The following is a 25,004-nucleotide window of genomic DNA, read 5'->3' on the forward strand; positions in this document are numbered from 1 at the left end:
TCATCCCTTCACTCGGGTCAGCGAGCGACGCGCGGCGTCGACGACGGCCTCGGCAGTGATGCCGAACTCGCGGTACAGGGTCTCGTAGTCGGCGGAGGCGCCGTAGTGCTCGAGCGAGACCGGCTCACCGGCGTCGCCGATGAGGCGGTACCACGGCATCGCGAGACCGGCCTCGACGGACACGCGGGCACGCACCGACGGGGGCAGCACCTCGTCGCGGTAGGCCTGGTCCTGCTCGAGGAACCGGTCGAGCACCGGCACCGAGACGACGCGGGTGGCCACACCGTCGGCCTCGAGGGTCTCGCGGGCGGCGACGGCGAGCTGAACCTCGGAACCGGTCGCGAGGATCACGACCTCCGGGGTGCCCGAGGATGCCTCGGCCAGGATGTAGGCGCCGCGGGCGACACCCTCGGCGGCCTTCTCCCGCGTGCCCTCGAGCACCGGCACGTTCTGACGGGTCAACGCGAGCGCGGTCGGGCCGGTGCGGTTCTCCAGCGCGGCCTTCCACGCGAACGACGTCTCGTTGGCGTCGGCCGGGCGGATCACGGCGAGATTCGGGATCGCGCGCAGCGCCGCGAGGTGCTCGATCGGCTGGTGCGTCGGGCCGTCCTCGCCGAGACCGATCGAGTCGTGCGTCCACACGTAGATCGCCGGGGTCTGCATGAGGGCCGCGAGACGCACCGCGGGCCGCATGTAGTCGGAGAAGACGAGGAAGGTGCCGCCGTAGGGGCGGGTCGGGCCGTGCAGGGCGATGCCGTTGAGGATCGATCCCATCGCGTGCTCACGGACACCGAAGTGCAGCGTGCGTCCGTAGGGCTGCGCGTTCCAGTCCTTCGTGGAGATCGACTCGGGACCGAAGGAGTCGGAACCGGGGATCGTCGTGTTGTTGCTGCCGGCGAGGTCGGCGGAGCCGCCCCACAGCTCGGGCAGCACCGGTCCGAGCGCGGCGAGGGCCTTGCCGGACGCCGAGCGGGTCGCGGGACCGCTCTCGGTGGGCTCGTAGGTCGGCAGTGCGTCGACCCAGCCCTCCGGGAACTCACCGGCGTGCAGGCGGTCGAACAGTTCCTTGCGCTGCGGCTCGCGGGCGGCCCACGCGTCGAAGTCGGCCTGCCAAGCCGCGCGTGCCTCGGTGCCGCGCGTCACGACCTGCCGGGCGTGCTCGATCACGGCCGGGTCGACGTCGAAGTTCTTCTCGGGGTCGAAGCCGAGGATCTTCTTGATCTCGGCGACCTCGTCGGCGCCGAGCGCGGCACCGTGCGCGTCGCCGCTGTTCATCTTCGTCGGGGCCGGGTAGCCGATGATCGTGCGGACGGAGATGAAGGACGGACGGTCGGTGACCGCCTTCGCGGCCTCGACGGCCTCGAGCAGCGCGGCGACGTTCTCTCCGCCCTCGACGGTCTGCACGTGCCAGCCGTAGGCCTCGTAGCGCTTGGAGACGTCCTCACCGAGAGCGATCGCGGTGTCGTGCTCGATGGAGATCTTGTTGTCGTCGTAGAAGACGATCAGGTTGCCGAGCTGTTGGACACCGGCGAGCGAGGACGCCTCGGAGGTCACGCCCTCCTCGATGTCGCCGTCGGAGGCGATCACGTAGACGTAGTGGTCGAACGGGCTCGAGCCGGCGGGCGCCTCGGGATCGAACAGACCGCGCTCGCGGCGGGCGGCCATCGCCATACCCACGGCGGAGGCGAGACCCTGACCCAGCGGGCCGGTGGTCATCTCGACGCCGGCGGTGTGGCCGTACTCGGGGTGGCCCGGGGTGAGCGAACCCCACGTGCGCAGCGCCTCGAGGTCGGCGAGCTCGAGTCCGTAACCGGACAGGTACAGCTGGGTGTACAGCGTCAGGCTCGAATGTCCGCACGAGAGCACGAAGCGGTCGCGGCCGACCCACTCGGGGTCGGTCGGATCGTGGCGCATCACACGCTGGAAGAGGGTGTACGCGAGGGGAGCGAGGCTCATCGCGGTACCGGGATGCCCGTTTCCGACCTTCTGCACGGCGTCGGCGGCGAGCACGCGCGCGGTGTCGACGGCCTTGGTGTCCAGGTCGGTCCAGTCGGCAGGATGCGCAGGCTGGGTGAGGGTGCGGATCTCGTCTGTGATCGACACGAGCTTGAAGTCTCCTGACATGGGTGTACGGGGTCCCGGCGGGTGGAAGTCGGCCCGCGCGCTACTTCAGACTAGTGCGCTGCTCCGAACGGGTCGATTCGGTCCGGGCAACGGTCCGGTCTACCATCGTTCGTAGTAGAGGAGCGTCCGGAACCGGGCGACCGTGAACGGGCGAAACGAAGGTGCGGATCCGCGTGGGACAAGGAGACAGTGTGCGGGCAGGGCGACGGCCGGGAGGACACGGCTTCGGCGTCCCCGAAGCGCCGAGCGCCCCGCGCCCCGACACCGCGTGGGGCCGGATCTCCGGCACCGTCCTCGCCTACATCGCGTTGACCAAGCCGCGGGTGATCGAACTCCTGCTGGTCGCGACCATTCCCGCGATGCTGTTCGCCGACCGCGGCAACGTCGACATCGTGCTCATCCTGAGCACCCTGTTCGGCGGCTGGATGGGTGCGGCGAGCGCCAACTCGCTCAACTGCGTCGTCGACGCCGATATCGACAAGGTGATGAAACGCACCGCGTTGCGTCCTCTCGCCCGGCAGACGGTGCCGACACGCAACGCCTTCGTCTTCGGCATGATCCTCGGGATCGCGTCCTTCGCGTGGTTGTGGTGGCGCGCCAACCTGTTGGCCGGACTGCTGGTCGTGGCGACGATCGCGTTCTACGTACTCGTGTACACGATGGTGCTCAAACGCCGGACCTGGCAGAACGTGGTCTGGGGCGGGGCCGCCGGATGTATGCCCGTGATGGTCGGCTGGGCCGCCGTGACGGGTTCGCTGAGCTGGGAACCCATCGTGTTGTTCCTGGTCATCTTCTTCTGGACGCCGCCGCACACCTGGGCGCTCGCGATGCGCTACAAGGAGGACTACAAGGCCGCCGGCGTGCCGATGCTGCCGGTCATCGCCACCGAGCAGCACGTCACGAAGCAGATCGTGCTCTACACCTGGGCGACCGTGATCGCGACGCTGGTGATCGTCCCGGCCGCCGGTGTGATCTACGCGGCCGTCGCGCTGCTCGCGGGCGCCTGGTTCCTGATCGTCGCGCACCAGCTGTTCAACAGCGTGCGCGGTGGGGCGTCGGTCAAGCCGCTCAAGCTGTTCCTGCAGTCCAACAACTACCTCGCGGTGGTGTGCCTGGGCCTGGCGATCGACTCCGTGCTCGCACTGCCCACGATCGGCTCGTACTTCTGACCCACGCTCGACGACGAACGCCCCGGCCGATCGGCCGGGGCGTTCGTCGTGTCGGGTCGGGAGATCACGGGATCAGGACGATCGATCCGGTGGTCCGGCGTCCTTCGAGATCTGCGTGGGCGCGGGCGGCCTCGGCGAGGGGATAGCTCGCTCCGACGCGGAGCTTCAGCGACCCGTCGGCCAGCGCCGCGAGCACGTCGCCCGCCCGCCACAGCAGTTCCTCGCGGTCGCGGGTGTAGTGCACGAGGGTCGGCCGCGTGACGAACAGCGAACCCGCCGGGTTCAGCCGCTGCAGGTCGAAGGGCGGGACGGGGCCGCTCGCGGCACCGAACAGCGCGACCGTGCCGCGCACGCGGACGGACGCCAGCGACGCCTCGAAGGTCGCGGCACCGACACCGTCGTAGGCCGCGGCCACCCCCTCACCGTCGGTGAGCTCGCGCACCTTCCCGGCGAGGTCGTCGCCGTAGCGCAGCACCTCCGCGGCACCGGCCTCGCGCGACAGGGCCTCCTTCTCGTCGGAGGACACCGTGGTGATCACCCGCACGCCCTTCGCGACGGCGAGCTGCGTCAGGATCAGCCCCACCCCACCGGCACCGGCGTGGACGAGCACCGTCTCGCCGGGCTGTGCCGGGTGGACGGAGTTCAGCAGGTAGTGCGCCGTCATGCCCTGCAGGAGGACCGAGGCGGCCTGCTCGGCCGGCACCGAGTCCGGGACCGGCACGGCGACCTGCTCGCGGACGCGGACCAGTTCGGCATACGAGCCGGGTGCCTCGCACCACGACACCCGGTCGCCGACCGCCGTGTCCCGCACACCTTCGCCGACGGCGACGACCGTGCCCGTGCCCTCCGAGCCCGGGATGTACGGCAGCTCCGTGCCGTAGAGGCCGGTGCGGAAGTAGGTGTCGATGAAGTTGACGCCGATCGCGTCCGTGCGGACCAGCAGCTCACCCGGTCCGGGCGAGGGGTCGGGTCGTTCGACGGGGACGAGGACGTCGGGGCCTCCGTGCTGTGCCACTTCGATTGCGTGCATAGCGCTCACAGTATTCTGCAGACATGAGCGTCGAAACACAGGTCGTGGCCGCACCGGCCGACATCGTCTCGTCCATCCGCAGCTTCGTCGCCGAGCACGGAGGTTCCGGGAAGGCCGTGCTGCAGCCGATCGGTCTGTCCGGCGTCCGGATCACCGTGGTCGCCGCCGACGGCACCCTCGGCGACCGCGTCGCGAAGGACCTCCCGACGGCGCGCGTCATCGTCGAGGAGATCCCCGACGTCACCGTCTCCGAGTGGGACCGCGAGGTCACCAGCATCGCCAACCCGCAGAAGGGTCATTGGGCGAAGATGGCCGGCTGGGTGGCACGCCAGACGAAGTTCCCGAAGGCCCGCAACGAGCGCTGACAGGCCCGATCCCCGTACGACGACACGCGGCCCCTTTCCGGAAACCCGGGAAGGGGCCGCGTCGTCGAACGATCAGGCCGGAACGGGTTCGCGATCCGGAGCGGTCGTGCGCGTCCGTCCGGCCGCCCACACCGCCGCGGTCGCCGCCGTGCACAGTCCGGCGCCGGCGACGTGGAAGACGACCAGTACGGCTGGCACGTCCGTCCAGAACTGGACGAGGCCGATGCCGGCCTGTGCGACCACCAGGGCGAGGACGACCTTCAGTCGCAGCGTGACGGCTCGCGGTGCGCGGACCGCGTAGACGGCGAAGGTGAGGCCGATCAGCAGCGCGAGGTAGCCGACGAGCGCTTCGGCGTGCAGGTGGACGAGATTGGTGATGTCGAGTGCGAGGCGCGGAACGGGCCTGTCGATGCTCTTGTCTCCGGCGTGCGGGCCGGCGCCGGTGACCATCGTGCCGAGCACGAGGACCCCGGCGAGCGCGACACCCGACAACGCGGTGAGCCAGCGCAGCGGCTGGGGCAGAACCTGCACCACCGTCCCGTCGTCCGGCTCGCTCACCTTCGCGTAGAGCACCGTCGCCAGCCACACCATGAGCATCGATGCGAGCAGGTGGATCGCGACCGTCCACCAGGCCAGACCGGCCAGGACGGTGATGCCGCCGATGATCGCCTGCAGCACGGTGCCCGCAGGCATCAACCATGCCCAGGCGATGACCTCCTTGCGGCGCCGCGCGCGGGTGACGGCCAGGACGATCGCGGCTGCGACGGCCACGACCACGAAGGTCAGCAGCCGATTGCCGAACTCGACCACCTGATGCAGGGTGTTCACCCCGCTCGACACACCCACCGGAACCAGCGACCCGGGGAAGCACTGCGGCCAGGTCGGGCAACCCAGTCCGGAGGCGGTGACGCGGACGACCGAGCCGGTCACGGCGATGCCGCCCTGGGTGACGATCGTGAGGAACGCGATGATCTTCTGCGTCCGCAGCGACGGCAGGGGGAGACGGTCGACAAGGCTCAGGTAGCCGCGATACAACACGGTTCGATGGTACGGCGTGAACCACTACACGCTGTAGTTGGGTCGTGCCCGATCGGGCCGCCCACGACTCAGGTGAAGCGGAACCAGCGCGCCGCGGCGGTGCCGCCGATCACCGTCCAGACGAGCAGCGAGACGATCGACAGCCAGTCGAACACACCCGAGGTGGCGTTCTCGAGCGCGAGCGTCAGCGCCCCCGACGGCACGATCCGCAGCAGGTGGACCACCGCTTCGGGGATCACGTCGCCGAGCACCACGATGCTGCCGATGCCCAACAGCACGAACCACACGATGTTCGCGAGGGCGAGCACGATCTCGGCGCGCAGGGTTCCGCCGAGCAGCAGCCCCAGTGTCGCGAACATCACCGTGCCCAGGGCGATGACGACCGCCCCGATGAGCAGGTCGACGGGGGAGGGGCGCCAGCCCAGGGCCAGTCCGATGGCGCCGAGCAGCACGGCCTGCAGCACGACGACGATGCCCACCGCTGCGCTCTTGCCCGCGATGATCCCCCACTTGGGCAGCGCGGTCGCGCCGATCCGCTTGAGGGCGCCGTAGCGGCGGTCGAAGCCCACGGCGATCGCCTGACCGGTGAACGCCGTCGACATCACGGCCACCATCATCACCGCAGGCAGCACGCTGTCGACCCGCGAGTCGCCGAGATCGCCGATGGGCAGCAGCGACAGGCCGATCAGCAGCGTGATCGGGATGAACATGGTCAACAGGAGCTGCTCGCCGTTGCGTAGCAGCAGCTTGAGTTCCATGGCGGTCTGCGCCGCGAGCATCTTCGACGGCGAGTTCGGCTGCGGTCGCGGGGTGAAGGTCCCCTCCGCGAACCGGTTGTTCGCCAGACGATCGTGGGTCACGCTCACCCTCTCAACTCCCGACCGGTCAACTCGAGGAAGACGTCCTCGAGGCTGCGTTGATCCACCCGGATCTCGGTTGCCAGTGCGCCCAGGTTCGCGCACCAGGTGGCCGCCGCCGCGACGACGGACGGTTCGATCGTGCCCTCGACGAGATACCGCCCGGGATTGTCCTCCCGGACCCGGTGGGTGCCGGCCAGAGCGGACTGCAGGGCGCTCAGGTCGAGACCCGCAGGCGCGGTCAGCCACAACTGGCCCTCGGCGCCGTCACGGGTGACCTCGTCCGGCGTTCCCGCGGCGACCACCCGGCCGTGATCGATGATGACGATCTCGTCGGCGAGCTCTTCGGCCTCGTCCATGAGGTGGGTGGTGAGCAGCACGCTCACGCCGTCGCGGCGCAGCGCGTCGATCAGTTCCCACACGAGGAGCCGGGCCTGCGCGTCGAGACCCGCCGTCGGTTCGTCGAGGAACACCAGTTCGGGGCGTCCGACCAGCGCGCACGCGAGCGCGAGGCGTTGCTGTTGTCCGCCCGACAGCCGGCGGTAGGGGGTGCGGCGGGCATCGGTGAGTCCGAGGCGCTGGAGCAGCCAGTCGGGGTCGAGGGGATCGGCCGAGTACGCCGCCACCAGGTCGAGCATCTCGCCGGCCCGCGAACCCGGATATGCGCCGCCACCCTGCAGCATCACGCCGATCCGGGGGCGGAGGGCGTCGGAATCGGCGACAGGATCGAGACCCAGGACGCGGACCGTGCCCGCGTCGGGAGTGACGAACCCCTCGCACATTTCCACGGTGGTGGTCTTACCGGCGCCGTTCGGGCCGAGGAGGGCGAGCACCTGGGCACGTTCGACGGTCAGATCGAGACCGTTCACGGCGGTGACGCCCCCGTAGGTCTTGACGACGCCGTCCAGGCGCACGGCCGGTACCGCACCGGCGGGAGAACTCGGGGTCACAGGGTTCCAGCCTAGGCGTCCGCGGTTTCCGTCGGACGCGGTGGTGTGCGCTCCTGCAGCCGCCACGGCAGCCGGGAGCGTGTGGCGACGATGATCAGCCCGACCACGACGATGGTCGCGATCGACGCCTGGACGATGATGAACGGTTGGTATTCGCTGCCGTTGGGCATGAGGATCATGCCGACGACCGACGAGAACGCGATGGTGGGGATCCGGAAGACCGGGCGGGTCGCCCAGGCCGCGAGCGGGATCACCGCCCACAGCAGATACCACGGTTGCACGACCGGGAAGAGCAGCACGATCGCACCCAGCGACACTCCCAGCGCACCGACCGGATGGATCCGTCCCATGAGCACCGCGAGCAGCATGCGCACCGTGACGAAGGCGGCCACCAGCGCTGCGATGGGGCGTGTGATGGACAGTACGGCCGTCGTGTGGTCGCCGAGACCGAGCAGCACGCCCCCGAGGCCGGTACCCATGCCGAGCAGGGTCGGGATCGACATCCAGCTGCGGACCTCCGTGGCGGTGCCCAGGGTCTTCGTCCAGCCGAAGCCCAAGCCGCTGCCCCAGCTCACAGCGCCGATGACGACGCAGGTCCCGATCCCGAGGATCGCGGCGGCGGCGATCACGGCGCGGAAGCCGCCACCCCACTTGCGGGCAAGGGCCATGCCGACGAATCCGAGCGCGAGCAGCGAGGGCACCTTGATCATCGACGACAGGGCGATCAGCGCGGTGCCGGCCGCGAGCCATCCCGCGAGACGCAGGCGCGAGGCTGCCTCGTCGTCCGGGTGGACGGCCCGCAGCGCGAGTTCGACTCCGGCGAGCATGAGCCCGAGCATCAGGGCCTCGTTGTGGATGCCGGCAACCAGGTGGAAGAGCAACAGCGGGTTCGCGGCACCGAGCCACAATGCGCTCACCGACGCGACGCCGCACCGGCGGGCGAGCCGCGGCAGCGCCCACACGATCAGGGCTACACCCACGAGCGCGAGCAGGCGGTGGACGAAGATGCCGGCCACGATGTTCTCGCCCGTGAGGTAGGTGATCTTCTCGCCGATCCACAGGAAGGCCGGGCCGTAGGGGGCCGAGGTGTCGCGCCAGATGTTCGGCACAGTCCGGGTCAGGACGTGGTCGACCCCCAGCGCGCCGGCCGGACCGATGGCGTAGGGATCGAGCCCGCGCGCCGCGATCTCGCTCTGCGCGAGATACGAGTAGACGTCCTTGCTGAACATCGGCGGCGCGACGACCAGCGGAAGGATCCACAGCAGCAAGGTGCGGTCGAGCTGTGACCGGGACAGTCGGCGCGCGGGACCGTGCGGTGCGCTCCGGCCGATCGCGAACCGGCCGAGCAGCAGCCAGGCAAGGATCACCAGCGCCGTGCCGATCATGGTGGTCGTGAGGGCGGCGCTCGGCATACGTGCCGCCAGTCCGAGGGCGCGGACGCCCTGCACGGGGTTCTGCAGGACCGGTTGGGCGCCGGCGCCGAGCGCTCCGACCGCCATGAGGACGGCGCCGGTCGCGCCGAGCAGCCGGATGCGGTGGAGATAGATGTTCTCGATCGCGTCGAGTCCGCGGCCTTCGGTCTCGTCGCCGTGCAGCACGACCGAGACATCGGCGTGTGGGCCCGGGGCGTCGAGGCCCAGGGCGCGTCGGATCCACACGTGCAGCCGTTCGCGGACCCCGGATCGGCCCGGCGACGGAGACGTCGTGCGCGGGGCGCACAGGGGAGGAGTCGACGGCACGTCAGAAGCGTAACGGGACGGCGAGGGTGGTCTTCGACGGCTCCGTCATGAGGTGTAACAAAGGGCACCCTTGGTGGACCGTGCTTCCGAATTCCGTCACACTGGTGTTGTGAAATACCGGTCCGACACCACCGACACCGCAGAACGCGCAGGTCACGCACCTGCCGCGACGGCGTCGCGCGTCGAGGACACCCGCAGGAATCCTGCTTCGACGGGCCGCGAGATCCCGGAGGGTCAAACCCGCGCCGCAGTCGTGCAGCTGCTGCTCGAAGAAGGTCCCATCACCGCGCCGGAGATCGGCGAGCGTCTGGGGCTCAGTGCCGCGGGCGTGCGACGCCATCTCGACGCGCTCATCGAGTCCGGTGAGGCGCAGGCCGCCGCGCCGCCGCGCAGGCAGGGACGCGGTCGTGGCCGCCCCGCCCGCCGCTTCCAGCTCACCGCCGTCGGGCGTGCCCGACTCGGGCACTCCTACGACGATCTCGCCACCGCCGCGATGCGGCACCTGCGCGAACTCGGAGGCGACGCCGCCGTGGAGGACTTCGCGCGGCGCCGCGTGGACTCGATCCTCGGCACCATCGCACCCGCCGACGAGAACGTCGACGACGTCGAGAGCGTCGCCGAGGAGATCGCCGGGGCGTTCACCGCCTCCGGTTTCGCCGCCTCGACCCGACGCGTCGGCACCGGCGTGCAGATCTGCCAGCACCACTGCCCTGTCTCGCACGTCGCGGAGCAGTTCCCCGAACTGTGCGAGGCGGAGCAGGAGGCCTTCGTGCGGATCCTCGGAACCCACGTGCAACGCCTCGCGACGATCGCGAACGGCGACGCCTTCTGCACGACACACGTGCCCGTTCTCCCCAGAGCGGATGTGCCCCGTCCGGAGCCGCCCACGTGACGACCCCACCGCGAGTGCTCCGCGAACCAGGGCACACCAGGAAGACATCCACCCACCCGTCGACCGTCGACGCACAGCCCGCGCCGACGCCCACCAGACTCCGGAAGGAGCTCGCATGACCGTCGCATCGGATCAGACGTCCGGAACCGCGCCGCTGACGCAGGAAGAGACGATCGATTCTCTCGGCCACTACGAATACGGCTGGGCGGACCCCGACACCGCCGGCGCCACGGCGCAGCGCGGCCTGTCCGAAGAGGTCGTGCGGGACATCTCCGCCAAGAAGAACGAGCCCGAGTGGATGCTCGACATCCGCCTCAAGGCGCTGCGCACCTTCGACAAGAAGCCGATGCCGGTGTGGGGCTCGAACCTCGACGGAATCGACTTCGACAACATCAAGTACTTCGTGCGCTCGACGGAGAAGCAGGCCGCGAGCTGGGACGAGCTCCCCGAGGACATCAAGAACACCTACGACAAGTTGGGCATCCCGGAGGCGGAGAAGCAGCGCCTCATCGCCGGTGTCGCCGCCCAGTACGAGTCCGAGGTGGTCTACCACCAGATCCGCGAGGACCTCGAGAGCCAGGGCGTGATCTTCCTCGACACCGACTCGGGTCTGCGCGAGCACCCCGAGCTGTTCAAGGAGTACTTCGGCACGGTCATCCCGGCCGGCGACAACAAGTTCTCCGCCCTGAACACCGCGGTGTGGTCGGGTGGCTCGTTCATCTACGTCCCGCCGGGTGTGCACGTCGACATCCCGCTGCAGGCCTACTTCCGCATCAACACGGAGAACATGGGCCAGTTCGAGCGGACCCTGATCATCGTCGACGAGGGCGCCTCGGTGCACTACGTCGAGGGCTGCACCGCGCCGATCTACAAGTCCGACTCACTGCACTCCGCGGTCGTCGAGATCATCGTCAAGAAGGGCGGCCACTGCCGCTACACGACCATCCAGAACTGGTCGAACAACGTCTACAACCTGGTGACCAAGCGCACCAAGGTCGAGGCCGGCGGCTCGATGGAATGGATCGACGGCAACATCGGTTCCAAGGTGACGATGAAGTACCCGGCCGTGTGGATGATGGGCGAGCACGCTCGCGGTGAGGTGCTCTCCGTCGCCTTCGCCGGCGAGGGCCAGCACCAGGACACCGGCGCGAAGATGCTGCACCTGGCTCCGCACACCTCCTCGACCATCGTGTCGAAGTCGGTGGCGCGCGGCGGTGGACGTGCCTCCTACCGCGGCCTCGTGCAGGTCAACAAGGGCGCTCACGGCTCGAAGTCGACGGTCAAGTGCGACGCGCTGCTCGTCGACCAGATCAGCCGCTCCGACACCTACCCGTACGTCGACATCCGTGAGGACGACGTCACGATGGGTCACGAGGCGACCGTCTCGAAGGTGAGCGACGACCAGCTGTTCTACCTGATGAGCCGCGGACTCGACGAGGACGAGGCCATGGCGATGGTGGTGCGCGGATTCGTCGAGCCCATCGCCAAGGAACTGCCGATGGAGTACGCCCTCGAACTCAACCGCCTGATCGAACTGCAGATGGAAGGGGCAGTCGGCTAAATGACTGCGGAAGCGAAGAACACTCCGGCTACCGGAGTGCAGGATGCCGTGCGTGCCGAGAATCGTGCCCCGGCGGTCAAGACCGCCGGCAAGCCGGCAATCAACAAGGGTGAGGTCTTCACGTCGTTCGACGTGCATGCCTTCGAGATTCCGTCGGGTCGCGACGAGGTGTGGCGGTTCACCCCGCTGCGCCGCCTGCGCGGTCTGCACGACGGCACCGCTCCCGCGACCGGCACCGCGACAGTCGAGGTCACCCCGGTCGACGGCGTGCAGGTCGAGACCGTGGCGCGCGACGACGCGCGACTCGGACAGGCCGGTGTGCCGTTCGACCGGATCGCAGCACAGGCGTACTCGTCGTTCGAGACCGCGACCGTCCTGACCGTCGGCCGCGAGGTCGAGGTCGCCGAGCCCGTCACCGTGACGATCACGGGACCGGGCGAGGGCGCTGTCGCCTACGGACACGTGCAGATCCGGCTCGAGGCGTTCGCCAACGTCACGCTCGTCATCGATCAGCGCGGCAGCGGCACCTACGCCGAGAACATCGAGTTCGTGCTCGGCGACAGCGCACAGCTGAAGGTCGTCGCGGTGCAGGACTGGGCCGACGACGCCGTACACGTCGCCGCGCATCACGCTCGCCTCGGCCGCGATGCCGTGCTGCGCCACTTCACCGTGGCGCTCGGCGGCGATCTCGTGCGCGTGTCGGCGACCACCAAGTACGACGGCCCCGGCGGCGACGCCGAACTGCTCGGCCTGTACTTCGCCGACGCCGGTCAGCACTTCGAGCAGCGTCTGCTCGTCGACCACTCGCAGCCGAACTGCAAGTCGAACGTCGTGTACAAGGGTGCGCTGCAGGGCGATCCGGCCTCCGGCAAGCCCGACGCGCACACCGTGTGGATCGGCGACGTGCTCATCCGCGCCGAGGCCGAGGGCACCGACACCTTCGAGCTCAACCGCAACCTGGTGCTCACCGACGGTGCGCGCGCCGACTCGGTGCCGAACCTCGAGATCGAGACCGGTGAGATCGTCGGTGCCGGACACGCGTCGGCGACCGGCCGCTTCGACGACGAGCAGCTGTTCTACCTGCGTGCTCGCGGCATCCCCGAGGAGGAAGCGCGTCGCCTCGTCGTCCGCGGCTTCTTCCACGAGCTGCTCGAGCGCATCACGGTCACCGAGGTCCGCGAACGGCTCGAGGCCGCCATCGAGGCGGAACTCGCCGCCGTCGGCGCCTGACCGGCCCTGCCTCCCGTACTCCCGATACTTCACTAAGGAAACGCATTTCGATGTCCACACCTTCGAACGTCCTCGAGATCAAAGACCTGCACGTCCGCGTCGCACAGACCGACGAGAACGCCGAGCCGATCGACATCCTCAAGGGCGTGAACCTCACGGTCCGCTCGGGTGAGACGCACGCCATCATGGGCCCCAACGGCTCCGGTAAGTCCACCCTGTCGTACGCGATCGCCGGCCACCCCAAGTACGAGATCACCTCGGGCAGCATCACCCTCAACGGTGAGGACGTGCTCGAGATGAGCGTCGACGAGCGCGCCCGCGCCGGCCTGTTCCTCGCCATGCAGTACCCGGTCGAGGTGCCCGGCGTGTCGATGTCGAACTTCCTCCGCACCGCCGCGACCGCCGTGCGCGGCGAGGCCCCCAAGCTGCGCCACTGGGTCAAGGAGGTCAAGCAGGCGATGTCCGATCTGGACATCGATCCGGCCTTCGGGGAGCGCAGCGTCAACGAGGGCTTCTCCGGTGGCGAGAAGAAGCGCCACGAGATCCTGCAGCTGGGTCTGCTCAAGCCGAAGATCGCCATCCTCGACGAGACCGACTCCGGCCTCGACGTGGACGCGCTGCGCGTCGTCTCCGAGGGCGTGAACCGCTACCAGGAGAACGAGAACGGCGGCGTCCTGCTCATCACCCACTACACCCGCATCCTGCGCTACATCAAGCCGCAGTTCGTGCACGTCTTCGTGGGTGGCCGCGTCGTCGAGTCCGGCGGCCCCGAGCTCGCCGACGAGCTCGAGACCAACGGCTACGTTCGTTTCACCCAGGCAGCAACGCAAGGAGCGTGATCGGATGACGGTGCCGGTGCGGACCTTGGACATCGCCCGGATCAGGGCCGATTTCCCGATCCTCGCGCGCACGGTGCGCGACGGCAAACCCCTGGTCTACCTCGACTCGGGGGCCACCTCCCAGCGCCCGGTACAGGTGCTCGACGCCGAGCGTGAGTTCCTCGCGACGCGGAACGCGGCCGTGCACCGCGGTGCGCACGCGTTGTCGGAGGAGGCGACCGACTCGTACGAGGACGCTCGCGCCGTCATCGCGTCCTTCGTCGGGGTCGACGTCGACGAGGTGGTGTTCACCAAGAACGCCACCGAGTCGCTCAACCTCGTCGCGTACGCCTTCGCCGACGACCGGTTCCCGCACCGGCTCGGACCCGGTGACGAGATCGTCGTCACCGAACTCGAGCACCACGCGAATCTCGTTCCGTGGCAGGAACTCGCGCGGCGCACGGGTGCCACCCTGCGCTGGTACGGGGTCACCGACGACGGTCGCATCGATCTCGATTCGCTGACGCTGACCGACGCCGTGAAGGTCGTGGCGTTCACGCACCAGTCGAACGTGACCGGTGCGGTCGCTCCCGTCGAGGAGATCGTGCGGCGCGCGAAGGAGGTCGGCGCGATCGTCGTGCTCGACGCGTGCCAGTCGGTGCCGCACATGGCCGTCGACTTCCGTGCTCTCGGTGTGGATTTCGCGGCGTTCTCCGGACACAAGATGTTCGGTCCGTCCGGCGTCGGTGTCCTCTACGGCCGACGTGACCTGCTCGCCGACGTGCCGCCGTTCATCACCGGTGGCTCGATGATCGAGACGGTGACGATGGAGGCGACGACCTTCGCCGCACCGCCGCAGCGATTCGAGGCCGGATCGCCCATGGTCTCGCAGGCCGTCGGCCTCGGTGCCGCCGTGCGCTACCTGCAGGACATCGGCATGGACGCCGTCGCCGCACACGAACACGAGCTGACTGCTGCGGCACTCGCCGAGCTGGGCGGTATCGACGGCGTGCGCATCATCGGACCCACGACCGGCGAACAGCGCGGCGGGGCGGTGTCGTTCGTCGTGGACGGAATCCATGCTCACGATCTCGGCCAGATCCTCGACGACGAGGGCGTCGAGATCCGGGTCGGACACCACTGCGCCTGGCCGCTGCACCGCCGCTTCGGGGTGGCCGCGACCGCCCGCGCATCGTTCGCCGTGTACAACACGCCGGACGAGGTGCAGGCACTCGGCGCGGCGATCCGGCGCGCCCAGAAGTTCTTCGGGGAGGCGTGATCCGATGCGGATGGAGCAGATGTACCAGGAAGTGATCCTGGACCACTACAAGCACCCGCACAATCGCGGACTGCGCGAACCGTTCGGCGCCGAAGTGCATCACGTCAACCCGACCTGCGGCGACGAGGTGACCCTGCGCGTGCACATCGACGGCGACACCGTCAGCGACGTCTCCTACGACGGGCAGGGCTGCTCGATCAGCCAGGCGTCGACGTCCGTGCTCACCGACCAGGTGATCGGCGTTCCGCTCGGCGATGCACTGAAGATCGTCGAGGGCTTCGTCGAGATGGTCGGCAGTCGCGGCACCGTCGAGGGCGACGAGGACCTGATCGGCGACGGCATCGCGTTCGCCGGCGTCGCGAAGTACCCGGCGCGCGTGAAGTGCGCGTTGCTGGGCTGGATGGCCTTCAAGGACGCGGTCGCGCAGACCGTGGACGCCGCCCCCGCCGACCTGGCGGGCGGCGCGCACACCCTTTCGAGCGGAGGACAGAACTGATGACCGAACCCGCACCGGGCACCGTGAACACCGACGAGAATCCGACGGCCGACGCCGGCGCGGACGAGACCTCGACGCTGGTCGCGGCCACGGCCCCGCCGCTGGATCCGGGCCGCCTCGACGAACTCGAGGAAGCGCTGCGCGACGTCGTCGACCCCGAGCTCGGCATCAACGTCGTCGATCTCGGTCTCGTCTACGGGATCTCCGAGGTCGACGAGACCGTGACCGTGGACATGACGCTCACCTCGGCGGCGTGCCCCCTCACCGACGTCATCGAGGAGCAGGCCAAGGGCGCACTCGTGCGCAGCGGTCTGTGCGACGAGCTGCGCATCAACTGGGTGTGGATGCCGCCGTGGGGTCCCGACAAGATCACCGACGACGGACGCGAACAGCTGCGCGCACTCGGATTCACCGTCTGATCCGGCCTTCTCCGGCTCCGATCCTCGGCGCCTGATCTTCGACTTCTCGTCGGAGGTCAGGCGCCTTTGCGTTCGCCGGAGGTCTTCTTGGCGGCCGTCTTCTTCGCAGGACTCTTCTTCGCCGTGCTCTTCGACGCCGAACTCTTGGACGTGGTCTTCTTCGCCGCGGTCTTCTTCGCGGGACTCTTCTTCGCCGTGCTCTTGGACGCGGTCTTCTTCGCGGGGGCCTTCTTCTTCGCGCCCTCGTCCTCGCCTTCGTCCTCGTCGTCGTCCTTCGAGGACTTCTTCCCGCCGGAGGACGAACCGGACGGGACCTTCTTGCCCGCCGCGTCGACGCTGCGCTGCAGGGCCGCAACGAGGTCGAGCACCTCGGCGTCCTCTTCGCCGGTGTCGGGTTCGGCGACCTGGAAGACCTTCTCGCCGCCACGAGCGAGGGCCTCGTCGATCAGTGTGCGCAGTTCCACTTGGTATTCGTCGGTGAACTCGGTGGGATCGAAATCGTCGGACATCGACTCGACGAGGGTCTCTGCCATCGCGAGTTCGCGTTGCTTCGGCTTCTCGATGTCGTCCAGCGACTCGAACTCGGCCGCGCGGACCTCGTCGGGCCACAACAGGGTCTGCAGGATGAGCAGTCCGTCGCGGGTGCGCAGCGCCGCCAACCGGGTGCGCTGACGAAGGGTGAAGTGCACCAGCGCCGTCCGGTCGCTCTGTTCGAGGGTCGCGGCGAGCAGGCCGTAGGCCTTCGGCGACGACGAATCGGGTTCGAGATAGTAGGACTTCTCGAACAGGATCGGATCGATCTGCTCGGTGGGCACGAACTGCAGCACCGGGATCTCGTGCTTCTCGGCGGCGGGGAGCTTGTCGAAATCCTCGTCGGTGAGCACCACCCGCTCGCCGTCCTCGGAGTCGTACGCCTTGTCGATGTCCTGGTAGGGGACGACCTCACCGCACTCGGTGCACACGCGCTGATATTTGATCCGCCCGCCGTCCTTCGCGTGCACCTGGTGGAAGGAGATGTCGTGCGACTCGGTGGCCGAATACACCTTTACCGGGACGTTGACGAGGCCGAACGCGAGTGAGCCTTTCCAGATCGACCGCATGTGTCCATCATGATCGACACCTCGGGAGCACGCTGGAAAGCTGCGAAACTCACCGGCGGGTTCGTCGAGACGTTCGCCACACCGCCGCATCCGTCGGATCAGCGGAGCGAACGCAGAATCGTCATGCGTGCGTCCATCGGCAGCACCCGGAACAACCGCCACATCGTGGTCGCCACGCCGGTCGCATCGTCGCGACCGGACAGGTAGGCGCGTTGCTGCTCGACCGGCAGAGCGAAGAACGCGTCGAAGAACTCGATCGCTCCGCGTGCGTCGAGTCGCAGCAGGACCCGCAGCCCCATCTGCCGCAGCGTCGCCACCGAGCGGGCGCGGACCGGCCACAGGACGCGCTGCGGATCGTCGCCGCGGCGTATCGCATCGACCACCGCATCAGCGGTGGACAGGGCGGTAGCCACCGCGTATCCCGTGGCCGGATGCATCAGACCACCGCGAGCGCCGAAACCGATCACCCCGGGGGCTGTCGGTGCACCCTCGACGGCGAAGCGCACCCGTTCGACCTGCTCGTCGCCGGTCGTGCGCACTCCTCGAGCTGCGAGGCGGATGTGCAGGCGCCGCTCGAGTTCGCCGAGACCGAGTGCCGGACGGCCGACGAGGCAGGTCTCCTCGAGGATCGTGCGTCCGTCACCGACCGGCACCGCATACAGGAAGGACGGCACGTCGTCGGGGCCCGTGCCGTTGTCGCGGCGCCAGTCCATGAACCAGGCGTCGTGGCCGTCGAGTGCCGGAGCCGCGGTCGCATCGTCGACGATCAGCCCGAACGCCGTCTGCTGGGCGCGTTCCGGTTCGGCGGGAACCCCGCGGGCATCGACGACGTAGCGGGCAGGCACCCGGCGGCCGTCCCCGAGGACCACGCCGTCCGCATCGACGTCGCGCACCCGACCCGTGACCACCGTGACGGCGTCGAGGGCGAGGAAGTCCTGCAGTCCCGCCGTGTCCAGCACCCGGTAGGCGCGATCGACGACGTGGGGCCCGGTCGTCCACGCTGCGGGCCTGTCGATGTGCGCTGCCACCACCTCGTCGGGCAGCCAGGCGGGTAGTTCGTCGGCCCACGCCGCGTAGGTCGCGGTCCATCGGCGCTGCGGGCGCACATCGACGGCCGTCACCGACAGTCCGGCTGCGGCCGCTCGGAACGCCAGCGCACGGCCCGCGGGACCGAGTCCGGCCACGACGAGGTCGGTGGGGGGAAGGTGGGTCACGGGCGTCAGCCTAGGTCGCGCGAGGGGAGGACCCGGCCGTGCGTGGCGAGGGTAGCGAATCTCACCGTGGGGGAGAGGGGCCGTCACGGTAAAATGAGTGGTTCGTGTGCCCGGCTGTTTGCCACCATGGCACTCATCCATCGTCTTTCGTTCTAGGAGCCCGTGCGTGATCACCGCTACCGACCTCGAAGTCCGCGCCGGCGTGCGGACACTGCTCTCCGCCCCCGGATCGGGGTTGCGGGTGCAGGCCGGGGACCGTATCGGCCTCGTGGGACGCAACGGTGCCGGCAAGACCACGACCCTGCGGATCCTCGCGGGTGAAGGCGAACCCTACGCCGGCACCGTGATCCGTTCCGGCGACATCGGTTACCTGCCGCAGGATCCCAAGGAGGGCAATCTCGACGTCCTCGCCAAGGACCGGGTGCTCTCGGCGCGAGGTCTCGACGAGATCCTCCGCAGCATGGAGAAGCAGCAGGCGCTCATGGCGGAGGCTGTCGACGAGAAGATCCGCGACCGCGCCGTGCGCAAGTACGGTTCGCTCGAAGAGCGTTTCGCGACGCTCGGCGGATACGTCGCCGAATCCGAGGCTGCGAGTATCTGCCACAGCCTCGGCCTGCCCGACCGGGTCCTCGGCCAGCCGCTGCACACGCTGTCGGGTGGTCAGCGCCGTCGTGTCGAACTCGCCCGCATCTTGTTCGCCGCCTCGGACGGCTCCGGCGGGAAGTCCGATACCACGCTGCTGCTCGACGAGCCGACCAACCACCTCGACGCGGACTCGATCACCTGGCTGCGCGGTTTCCTGCAGAACCACGACGGTGGGCTCATCGTTATCAGCCACGACGTCGACCTGCTCGCCGATGTGGTGAACAAGGTGTGGTTCCTCGACGCGGTGCGCGGCGAGGCCGACGTCTACAACATGGGCTGGAAGAAGTACCTCGACGCACGCGCCACCGACGAGGCGCGGCGCCGGCGCGAGCGCGCGAACGCCGAGAAGAAGGCGTCCGCCCTGCAGAAGCAGGCCGCGAAGCTCGGCGCGAAGGCCACCAAGGCCACGGCCGCCCAGAACATGGCCAAGCGCGCCGAGAAGCTGCTCTCCGACCTCGACGACGTACGCGTCGCCGACAAGGTGGCCAAGATCCGGTTCCCCACGCCGGCCGCCTGCGGAAAGACCCCGCTGATGGCCAAGGAACTGACCAAGGTCTACGGCTCCCTGGAGATCTTCACCGGCGTCGACCTCGCGATCGACCGGGGCAGCCGCGTCGTCGTCCTCGGCCTCAACGGTGCCGGCAAGACGACGCTGCTGCGACTGCTCGCCGGTGTCGAGCAGCCGGATCTCGGCGAACTCGTGCCCGGTCACGGTCTGAAGATCGGCTACTTCGCGCAGGAGCACGACACCATCGACGACTCGGCGACGGTGTGGGAGAACATCCGGCACGCCGCTCCGGACGCCGGTGAACAGGACCTGCGCGGACTGCTCGGCGCGTTCATGTTCACCGGTCCGCAGCTCGAGCAGCCGGCCGGAACACTCTCCGGCGGTGAGAAGACACGACTCGCCCTGGCGGGCCTCGTCTCGTCCGCAGCGAACGTGCTGCTCCTCGACGAGCCGACCAACAACCTCGATCCCATCTCGCGCGAGCAGGTGCTCGACGCGCTGCGGAGCTACGAGGGTGCCGTCGTGCTGGTCACCCACGATCCGGGTGCGGCCGAGGCCCTCGACCCGGAACGGGTGATCCTGCTTCCCGACGGAACCGAGGACCACTGGTCGCAGGAATACCTCGAGCTCATCCAGCTCGCCTGATCGGGCTCCCGGTCGGATCCGCCCCCTGATCCGCTCCCGCTGGTCCGATCTGCGTCCGCGCAACCTGACAGTCCTCTAGCCTGGGAAAGGGACCTTTGGCGAGGGCGCAGGGAGGATCCGATGGCGCGAAATTCCGGTGGTGGAGAGACGACCTACGCGAAGGGAGCCCGAGTTACAGGGGAATCGCGGGACCGCTTGCAGGAGGATCTGAAGCGCCGCTACGAGGAGGGCGCGAGCATTCGGAGGCTCGCGCAGGAAACCGGTCGATCCTACGGTTTCGTGCACAACGTTCTCGTGGAGTCGCAGGTGCGGCTGCGGGGCCGCGGCGGCCCGAATCGTCGTCGGGCGGCAGCGAGCGACGAGAAGGCGTGAGGAACGGATCCGGCGCGTCAGTCGCGCCGGCGCACGGATTCCTCGACGAGGTCGAGAACCGCGACGAGGTCCTGTTCGGTGTGCCCTGAAGCGAGGCGGGCGACGAGCCCGTCGAGCACGAGGTCGAGATAACCCAGGACGACTTCGGTCGGCACGTCGTCGCGCAGCCGGCCCGCTTCCCGCTGCCGTTCGAGGCGTCCGACGGTGGCCTCGGTGAGTTCGGCCGAATGTTGCATCCACGCCTTCGCGAACTCGGGGTCGGTGCGGAGACGGCGCGTGATCTCGAGCCTCGTCCCGAGCCAGTCGAACTGGTCGGGGGAGGACAGCATGTCGCGCATGACCTGCACGAGACCCTCGTTGGCCGCGACGTCGGCCATCCGTCTCGCATCCTCCTGGGCGAGGGCGAGGAACAGTCCGTCCTTGTCCTTGAAATGGTGGAAGATCGCGCCACGAGACAGACCCGTGGCGTCTTCGAGCAGTCGCACGGTCGCGCCGTCGTAACCGTATTCGGCGAAGCAGCGACGGGCACCGTCGAGGATCTGCCTGCGCCGCGCGGCGAGATGGTCCTCACTGACCTTGGGCACGCGCCACTTCCTTTCGGCTCGATGGAGACGGCGGGCCCGAGACGAGTCTCGTCCCGGGCCCGCCGCTTCACACGGATGTGACCGATCGGGTCACGAGCACTGCTCTCAGCCGCGGATCATGTTCCGCAGCACGTACTGCAGGATGCCGCCGTTGCGGTAGTAGTCGGCCTCACCGGGGGTGTCGATGCGGACGACAGCGTCGAAGGTGACCTTCTCGCCGTTGTCCTTGGTCGCCGTGACCTTGACGGTCTTCGGCGTGACGCCCTCGTTGAGCTTCTCGATGCCCTCGATGTCGAAGACCTCGGTGCCGGTCAGGCCCAGCGACGCGGCCGACTCGCCCGCCGGGAACTGCAGCGGGATGACACCCATGCCGATGAGGTTCGAGCGGTGGATGCGCTCGAAGGACTCGGTGATGACGGCCTTGACGCCGAGCAGGCGGGTGCCCTTGGCGGCCCAGTCGCGCGAGGAGCCGGAACCGTACTCCTTGCCACCGAGGACGACCAGCGGGATGCCGGCCTTCTGGTAGTTCTGCGAGGCGTCGTAGATGAACGCCTGCGGAGCACCGTCCTGGGTGAAGTCGCGGGTGTAGCCACCGGAGACACCGTCGAGCAGTTGGTTCTGCAGACGGATGTTCGCGAAGGTGCCGCGGACCATGACCTCGTGGTTGCCACGACGCGAACCGAGCGAGTTGTAGTCCTTGCGCTCGACACCGTGGGCGTCGAGGTACTGCGCGGCCGGGGTACCCGGCTTGATCGGACCGGCCGGGCTGATGTGGTCGGTTGTGACCGAATCGCCGAGCAGCGCGAGGACGCGAGCGCCCTTGATGTCGCTGACCGCGTCCGGCTCCATCGTCATGCCCTCGAAGTACGGAGCCTTACGGACGTACGTCGACTCCTCGTCCCACGCGAAGGTGTCGCCCTCGGGGGTCTCGAGGTTCTGCCAGCGCTCGTCGCCCTTGAAGACGTCGGCGTAGGACTTGCGGAACATGTCCTGGTTGATCGCCGACTTGATGGTGTCGTCGATCTCCTGGGCGGAAGGCCAGATGTCCTTCAGGAAGACGTCGTTGCCGTCCTTGTCCTTGCCCAGCGCGTCGGTCTCGAAGTCGAAGTCCATCGTGCCCGCGAGCGCGTACGCGATGACCAGCGGCGGCGAGGCCAGGTAGTTCATCTTCACGTCGGGGGAGATGCGACCCTCGAAGTTGCGGTTGCCGGAGAGCACCGCGGTGACCGAGAGGTCGTTGTCGTTGACGGCCTTCGAGATCTCCTCGGGCAGCGGGCCGGTGTTACCGATGCACGTGGTGCAACCGAAGCCACCGAGGTAGAAGCCGAGCTTCTCGAGGTACGGCCACAGGCCGGCCTTCTCGTAGTAGTCGTTGACGACCTGCGAACCCGGAGCCATGTTGGTCTTGACCCACGGCTTGGTGGACAGGCCCTTCTCGACGGCGTTGCGGGCGAGCAGCGCGGCGCCGAGCATGACCGACGGGTTGGAGGTGTTGGTGCAGGAGGTGATGCCCGCGACCACGACGGCGCCGTGGTCGAGGACGAACTCGCCGCGCTCCTCGGAGACGACCTTGACCGGCTTCGACGGACGTCCGTGGGCGCCGTTGGCAGCCGAGTGGACGTCGACGGCACCGTCGTCAGCGAAGGACAGCACGGCCGGGTCGGACGCCGGGAAGGTCTCCTCGACGGCCTCGTCGAGCTTGGTGTGCTCGGCCGGGAGGTTCTCCTCCACGTAGTTGTGGATGTCCTTGCGGAAGGCGACCTTCGACTCGGACAGCAGGATGCGGTCCTGCGGGCGCTTCGGGCCGGCGATCGACGGGACGACCGTCGACAGGTCGAGCTCGAGGTACTCGGAGAACTCGGGCTCGCGGCTCGGATCGTGCCACAGGCCCTGCTCCTTGGCGTACGCCTCGACGAGAGCGAGCTGCTCGTCGCTGCGGCCGGTCAGGCGCAGGTAGTTGATGGTCTCACCGTCGATCGGGAAGATCGCTGCGGTCGAACCGAACTCGGGGCTCATGTTGCCGAGGGTCGCGCGGTTGGCGAGGGGGACCTCGGCCACGCCGGCACCGTAGAACTCGACGAACTTGCCGACGACGCCGTGCTTGCGCAGCATGTCGGTGACGGTGAGCACGACGTCGGTCGCGGTCACGCCGGGCTGGATCTCACCGGTGAGCTTGAAGCCGACCACGCGCGGGATGAGCATGGAAACCGGCTGGCCGAGCATCGCGGCCTCGGCCTCGATGCCGCCGACGCCCCAGCCGAGCACGCCGAGGCCGTTGACCATCGTCGTGTGCGAGTCGGTGCCGACGCAGGTGTCGGGGTAGGCCTGCCCGTTGCGGACCATGACGGTCGGGGCGAGGTACTCGATGTTGACCTGGTGGACGATGCCCATGCCCGGGGGCACGACGCGGAAGTCGTCGAAGGCGCCCTGGCCCCAGCGCAGGAACTGGTAGCGCTCGCCGTTGCGCTCGTACTCGAGGTCGACGTTGCGCTCGAGGGCGTCGGCGCGACCGAAGTAGTCGAGGATCACCGAGTGGTCGATGACCATGTCGGCGGGGGAGAGGGGGTTGACCTTGTTCGGGTCGCCGCCCAGGGTGGTCACGGCCTCACGCATGGTCGCGAGGTCGACGACACAGGGGACGCCCGTGAAGTCCTGCATGATCACGCGGGCGGGCGTGAACTGGATCTCGATGCTCGGGTCGGCGGAGGGATCCCAGTTGGCGATGGCCCGGATGTGATCGGCCGTGATGTTGGCACCGTCCTCGGTGCGCAGCAGGTTCTCGGCCAGGACCTTCAAAGAGTAAGGAAGTTTCTCGGTGCCGGGGACGGCCGACAGGCGGAAGATCTCGTAGGAGTTGTCTCCGACCTGCAGCGAACCCTTGGCGCCGAACGAATCACTACTGGTGCTCACGTCAGCTCCACTCGTCGTTTCGGCTGGCCGCCGACGGGGCTGTGTCGACGGCTGAAGCGAGGCACACGACGTCCGCTCGCGGCCCGTGGCCCGGATGCAGTAGTCGTGGCGTCTCGCACTCGATTCTAACAGTACGCTTGTCCTGTATTGAACCGAAGTCGGGTCCGTCGTGTCGACGAGGCGTCCCGCCGGCATCGGTCCTGCTCGCGACGAGTGCTTCGAGGCGCCGTCGCGCGATCGCGTAGTGTTCTCCCTTGCCGCACGGGTGTGGCGCTTCGTGTCGTCTCCGCGCGGCCGGATCGCCGTATCGCCCGGCTTCCGACCCTGCACCACCGGAGAGAGATGTCTGCGCCACTGCTTCGCATACCGGGCCCTGCGCTCACGGATCTTCCTACCGGGGTCTCGGTCGAAAAAGTGCTCGCCGATCTCGCCGACGACCAGGTGGCGGCGCCCTCGCAGTACGTCGACGACCTCGTCGCCGAGGTGCAGCGCGCGCAGGAGAACGGGATCGACCTCAGCGTGGTCGTGCTCGACCGGGACCCCCGTATGGATTCGCAGCTGCGCGACCTCGCGACGGAGGTCGGCGCCGAGGACGGCGGAACGGTGCTGGTCCTCAGCCCGGGATGGGTCGGGACGTTCAGCGAGGATCTCGACCGCGTCACTCTCGAGGCCGCCCAGGATCGCACCTACACCGGCGATCCGGTGGTCTCCACACGCAACTTCGTCGACTCGGTGCTCGAGCCGTCTCCGCCCTGGACGCTGATGACGCTGCTGATCGTCGCGGTGGTCGCTCTTGCGGCCGGCGCGACCTGGCTCGCCAAACGCCGCCGCGCGGACGGCGACGCGACCGTTGCCGGAGGTAGCGGATCGTCATCGGCCGAAGATGTCTGAGGTCTCTTTCCCGTCACCGTAGAGATCTTCTCCGGGTTGTCCTCGTCCCGATCGTGACGGAATCCGGCAGGGAAGATCGTTCGGCGTCCTCACGGTGTTGCTCGGTGTCCGCACCGTGTTCTTTCGGCGTTCTTCCGGCCGATCTTCGTGACTGTCATGCGACATACC

At 68.6% G+C, this 25,004-nt stretch carries 22 protein-coding genes; 12 read left to right on the forward strand and 10 right to left on the reverse strand.

Features of this window, described 5'->3' with window-relative positions; genetic code table 11:
* Positions 1-2,103, reverse strand: a complete 2,103-nt coding sequence (tkt, locus tag LPH33_RS11215) for a transketolase (protein ID WP_229568034.1) — start codon at positions 2,101-2,103, stop codon at positions 1-3.
* 212 nt (positions 2,104-2,315) lie between these two features.
* Between tkt and LPH33_RS11220 the strand changes: the two genes are divergently transcribed.
* Positions 2,316-3,293: a heme o synthase gene (locus LPH33_RS11220; RefSeq protein WP_088898520.1), complete on the forward strand. Its 978-nt coding sequence runs from the start codon at positions 2,316-2,318 to the stop codon at positions 3,291-3,293.
* Positions 3,294-3,357: 64 nt separating this feature from the next.
* Here the strand turns inward: LPH33_RS11220 and LPH33_RS11225 are convergent, their stop codons facing one another.
* Positions 3,358-4,323, reverse strand: a complete 966-nt coding sequence (locus LPH33_RS11225; protein WP_088898521.1) for a quinone oxidoreductase family protein — start codon at positions 4,321-4,323, stop codon at positions 3,358-3,360.
* Positions 4,324-4,346: 23 nt separating this feature from the next.
* On the opposite strand from LPH33_RS11225, the gene LPH33_RS11230 reads away from it, so the two are divergent.
* Complete coding sequence (locus tag LPH33_RS11230) at positions 4,347-4,688, forward strand: hypothetical protein (RefSeq protein ID WP_088898522.1); 342 nt, start codon at positions 4,347-4,349, stop codon at positions 4,686-4,688.
* 72 nt (positions 4,689-4,760) lie between these two features.
* On the opposite strand, the gene LPH33_RS11235 is transcribed toward LPH33_RS11230, so the two are convergent.
* The 4 genes from LPH33_RS11235 to mptB form a co-directional block, all read right to left on the reverse strand.
* A complete protein-coding gene (locus LPH33_RS11235; RefSeq protein ID WP_088898523.1) occupies positions 4,761-5,726 on the reverse strand; it encodes a COX15/CtaA family protein in 966 nt (321 codons plus the stop codon).
* A 68-nt stretch (positions 5,727-5,794) separates the two neighbouring features.
* Positions 5,795-6,592, reverse strand: a complete 798-nt coding sequence (locus LPH33_RS11240; protein WP_016691722.1) for an ABC transporter permease — start codon at positions 6,590-6,592, stop codon at positions 5,795-5,797.
* Positions 6,589-7,533, reverse strand: coding sequence for an ABC transporter ATP-binding protein (locus LPH33_RS11245; protein ID WP_016691723.1), 945 nt, complete (start codon positions 7,531-7,533; stop codon positions 6,589-6,591). The genes LPH33_RS11240 and LPH33_RS11245 overlap by 4 nt, the downstream gene beginning before the upstream one ends.
* Positions 7,534-7,544: 11 nt before the next feature.
* Positions 7,545-9,272, reverse strand: a complete 1,728-nt coding sequence (gene mptB, locus LPH33_RS11250) for a polyprenol phosphomannose-dependent alpha 1,6 mannosyltransferase MptB (protein WP_420714488.1) — start codon at positions 9,270-9,272, stop codon at positions 7,545-7,547.
* A gap of 109 nt (positions 9,273-9,381) precedes the next feature.
* On the opposite strand from mptB, the gene LPH33_RS11255 reads away from it, so the two are divergent.
* The 7 genes from LPH33_RS11255 (at position 9,382) to LPH33_RS11285 (ending at position 15,967) form a co-directional block, all read left to right on the forward strand.
* Positions 9,382-10,164: a helix-turn-helix transcriptional regulator gene (locus LPH33_RS11255; RefSeq protein ID WP_372473013.1), complete on the forward strand. Its 783-nt coding sequence runs from the start codon at positions 9,382-9,384 to the stop codon at positions 10,162-10,164.
* 115 nt (positions 10,165-10,279) lie between these two features.
* Positions 10,280-11,725: a Fe-S cluster assembly protein SufB gene (sufB, locus tag LPH33_RS11260; protein WP_006551501.1), complete on the forward strand. Its 1,446-nt coding sequence runs from the start codon at positions 10,280-10,282 to the stop codon at positions 11,723-11,725.
* Positions 11,726-12,955, forward strand: a complete 1,230-nt coding sequence (sufD, locus tag LPH33_RS11265; RefSeq protein ID WP_229568036.1) for a Fe-S cluster assembly protein SufD — start codon at positions 11,726-11,728, stop codon at positions 12,953-12,955.
* Between the two features lie 50 nt (positions 12,956-13,005).
* Positions 13,006-13,794, forward strand: a complete 789-nt coding sequence (gene sufC, locus LPH33_RS11270; protein ID WP_006551503.1) for a Fe-S cluster assembly ATPase SufC — start codon at positions 13,006-13,008, stop codon at positions 13,792-13,794.
* Between the two features lie 4 nt (positions 13,795-13,798).
* The gene (locus LPH33_RS11275; RefSeq protein ID WP_088898525.1) at positions 13,799-15,052 is read left to right on the forward strand and encodes a cysteine desulfurase; all 1,254 of its coding nucleotides are present in this window, start codon (positions 13,799-13,801) and stop codon (positions 15,050-15,052) included.
* Between the two features lie 4 nt (positions 15,053-15,056).
* The gene (sufU, locus tag LPH33_RS11280; protein WP_024100819.1) at positions 15,057-15,548 is read left to right on the forward strand and encodes a Fe-S cluster assembly sulfur transfer protein SufU; all 492 of its coding nucleotides are present in this window, start codon (positions 15,057-15,059) and stop codon (positions 15,546-15,548) included.
* Positions 15,548-15,967 (forward strand): metal-sulfur cluster assembly factor, encoded by a 420-nt coding sequence (locus LPH33_RS11285; RefSeq protein WP_016691730.1) that lies wholly within the window; start codon positions 15,548-15,550, stop codon positions 15,965-15,967. Before sufU ends, LPH33_RS11285 begins: the two co-directional genes overlap by 1 nt.
* A 56-nt stretch (positions 15,968-16,023) precedes the next feature.
* Here the strand turns inward: LPH33_RS11285 and LPH33_RS11290 are convergent, their stop codons facing one another.
* Positions 16,024-17,067 (reverse strand): Ku protein, encoded by a 1,044-nt coding sequence (locus LPH33_RS11290; protein WP_160875038.1) that lies wholly within the window; start codon positions 17,065-17,067, stop codon positions 16,024-16,026.
* Positions 17,068-17,165: 98 nt separating this feature from the next.
* Positions 17,166-18,281 carry a lycopene cyclase family protein gene (locus LPH33_RS11295; protein ID WP_229568038.1) on the reverse strand — a complete coding sequence of 372 codons (1,116 nt, stop codon included), beginning with the start codon at positions 18,279-18,281 and terminating at the stop codon, positions 17,166-17,168.
* Positions 18,282-18,447: 166 nt separating this feature from the next.
* Here LPH33_RS11295 and LPH33_RS11300 point away from each other — a divergent pair, with 166 nt between their 5' ends.
* Positions 18,448-20,079 carry an ABC-F family ATP-binding cassette domain-containing protein gene (locus LPH33_RS11300; protein WP_229568040.1) on the forward strand — a complete coding sequence of 544 codons (1,632 nt, stop codon included), beginning with the start codon at positions 18,448-18,450 and terminating at the stop codon, positions 20,077-20,079.
* Positions 20,080-20,199: 120 nt separating this feature from the next.
* On the forward strand, positions 20,200-20,451 hold the full coding sequence (locus LPH33_RS11305; protein WP_026061044.1) for a helix-turn-helix domain-containing protein: 252 nt from the start codon (positions 20,200-20,202) through the stop codon (positions 20,449-20,451).
* A gap of 17 nt (positions 20,452-20,468) precedes the next feature.
* On the opposite strand, the gene LPH33_RS11310 is transcribed toward LPH33_RS11305, so the two are convergent.
* The gene (locus LPH33_RS11310) at positions 20,469-21,035 is read right to left on the reverse strand and encodes a TetR/AcrR family transcriptional regulator (RefSeq protein WP_016691734.1); all 567 of its coding nucleotides are present in this window, start codon (positions 21,033-21,035) and stop codon (positions 20,469-20,471) included.
* A 105-nt stretch (positions 21,036-21,140) separates the two neighbouring features.
* Complete coding sequence (gene acnA, locus LPH33_RS11315; RefSeq protein WP_088898529.1) at positions 21,141-23,945, reverse strand: aconitate hydratase AcnA; 2,805 nt, start codon at positions 23,943-23,945, stop codon at positions 21,141-21,143.
* Positions 23,946-24,287: 342 nt separating this feature from the next.
* Between acnA and LPH33_RS11320 the strand changes: the two genes are divergently transcribed.
* Positions 24,288-24,836: a DUF6676 family protein gene (locus LPH33_RS11320; protein ID WP_229568041.1), complete on the forward strand. Its 549-nt coding sequence runs from the start codon at positions 24,288-24,290 to the stop codon at positions 24,834-24,836.
* Positions 24,837-25,004 lie beyond the last annotated feature (168 nt).

The sequence above is a fragment of the Rhodococcus sp. RDE2 genome, from assembly GCF_020885655.1.
In the GTDB taxonomy this organism is placed as follows: Bacteria; Actinomycetota; Actinomycetes; order Mycobacteriales; family Mycobacteriaceae; genus Rhodococcus; species Rhodococcus pyridinivorans.

Excerpts from the sequence above, each read along its gene's own strand:
- LPH33_RS11230 (WP_088898522.1), top strand. The coding sequence starts at position 4,347 with ATGAGCGTCGAAACACAGGTCGTGGCCGCACCGGCCGACATCGTCTCG.
- sufU (WP_024100819.1), top strand. The coding sequence starts at position 15,057 with ATGCGGATGGAGCAGATGTACCAGGAAGTGATCCTGGACCACTACAAG.
- sufB (WP_006551501.1), top strand. The coding sequence starts at position 10,280 with ATGACCGTCGCATCGGATCAGACGTCCGGAACCGCGCCGCTGACGCAG.
- LPH33_RS11225 (WP_088898521.1), bottom strand. The coding sequence starts at position 4,323 with ATGCACGCAATCGAAGTGGCACAGCACGGAGGCCCCGACGTCCTCGTC.
- LPH33_RS11275 (WP_088898525.1), top strand. The coding sequence starts at position 13,799 with ATGACGGTGCCGGTGCGGACCTTGGACATCGCCCGGATCAGGGCCGAT.
- LPH33_RS11305 (WP_026061044.1), top strand. The coding sequence starts at position 20,200 with ATGGCGCGAAATTCCGGTGGTGGAGAGACGACCTACGCGAAGGGAGCC.
- LPH33_RS11320 (WP_229568041.1), top strand. The coding sequence starts at position 24,288 with ATGTCTGCGCCACTGCTTCGCATACCGGGCCCTGCGCTCACGGATCTT.
- LPH33_RS11285 (WP_016691730.1), top strand. The coding sequence starts at position 15,548 with ATGACCGAACCCGCACCGGGCACCGTGAACACCGACGAGAATCCGACG.
- LPH33_RS11290 (WP_160875038.1), bottom strand. The coding sequence starts at position 17,067 with ATGCGGTCGATCTGGAAAGGCTCACTCGCGTTCGGCCTCGTCAACGTC.
- sufC (WP_006551503.1), top strand. The coding sequence starts at position 13,006 with ATGTCCACACCTTCGAACGTCCTCGAGATCAAAGACCTGCACGTCCGC.
- sufD (WP_229568036.1), top strand. The coding sequence starts at position 11,726 with ATGACTGCGGAAGCGAAGAACACTCCGGCTACCGGAGTGCAGGATGCC.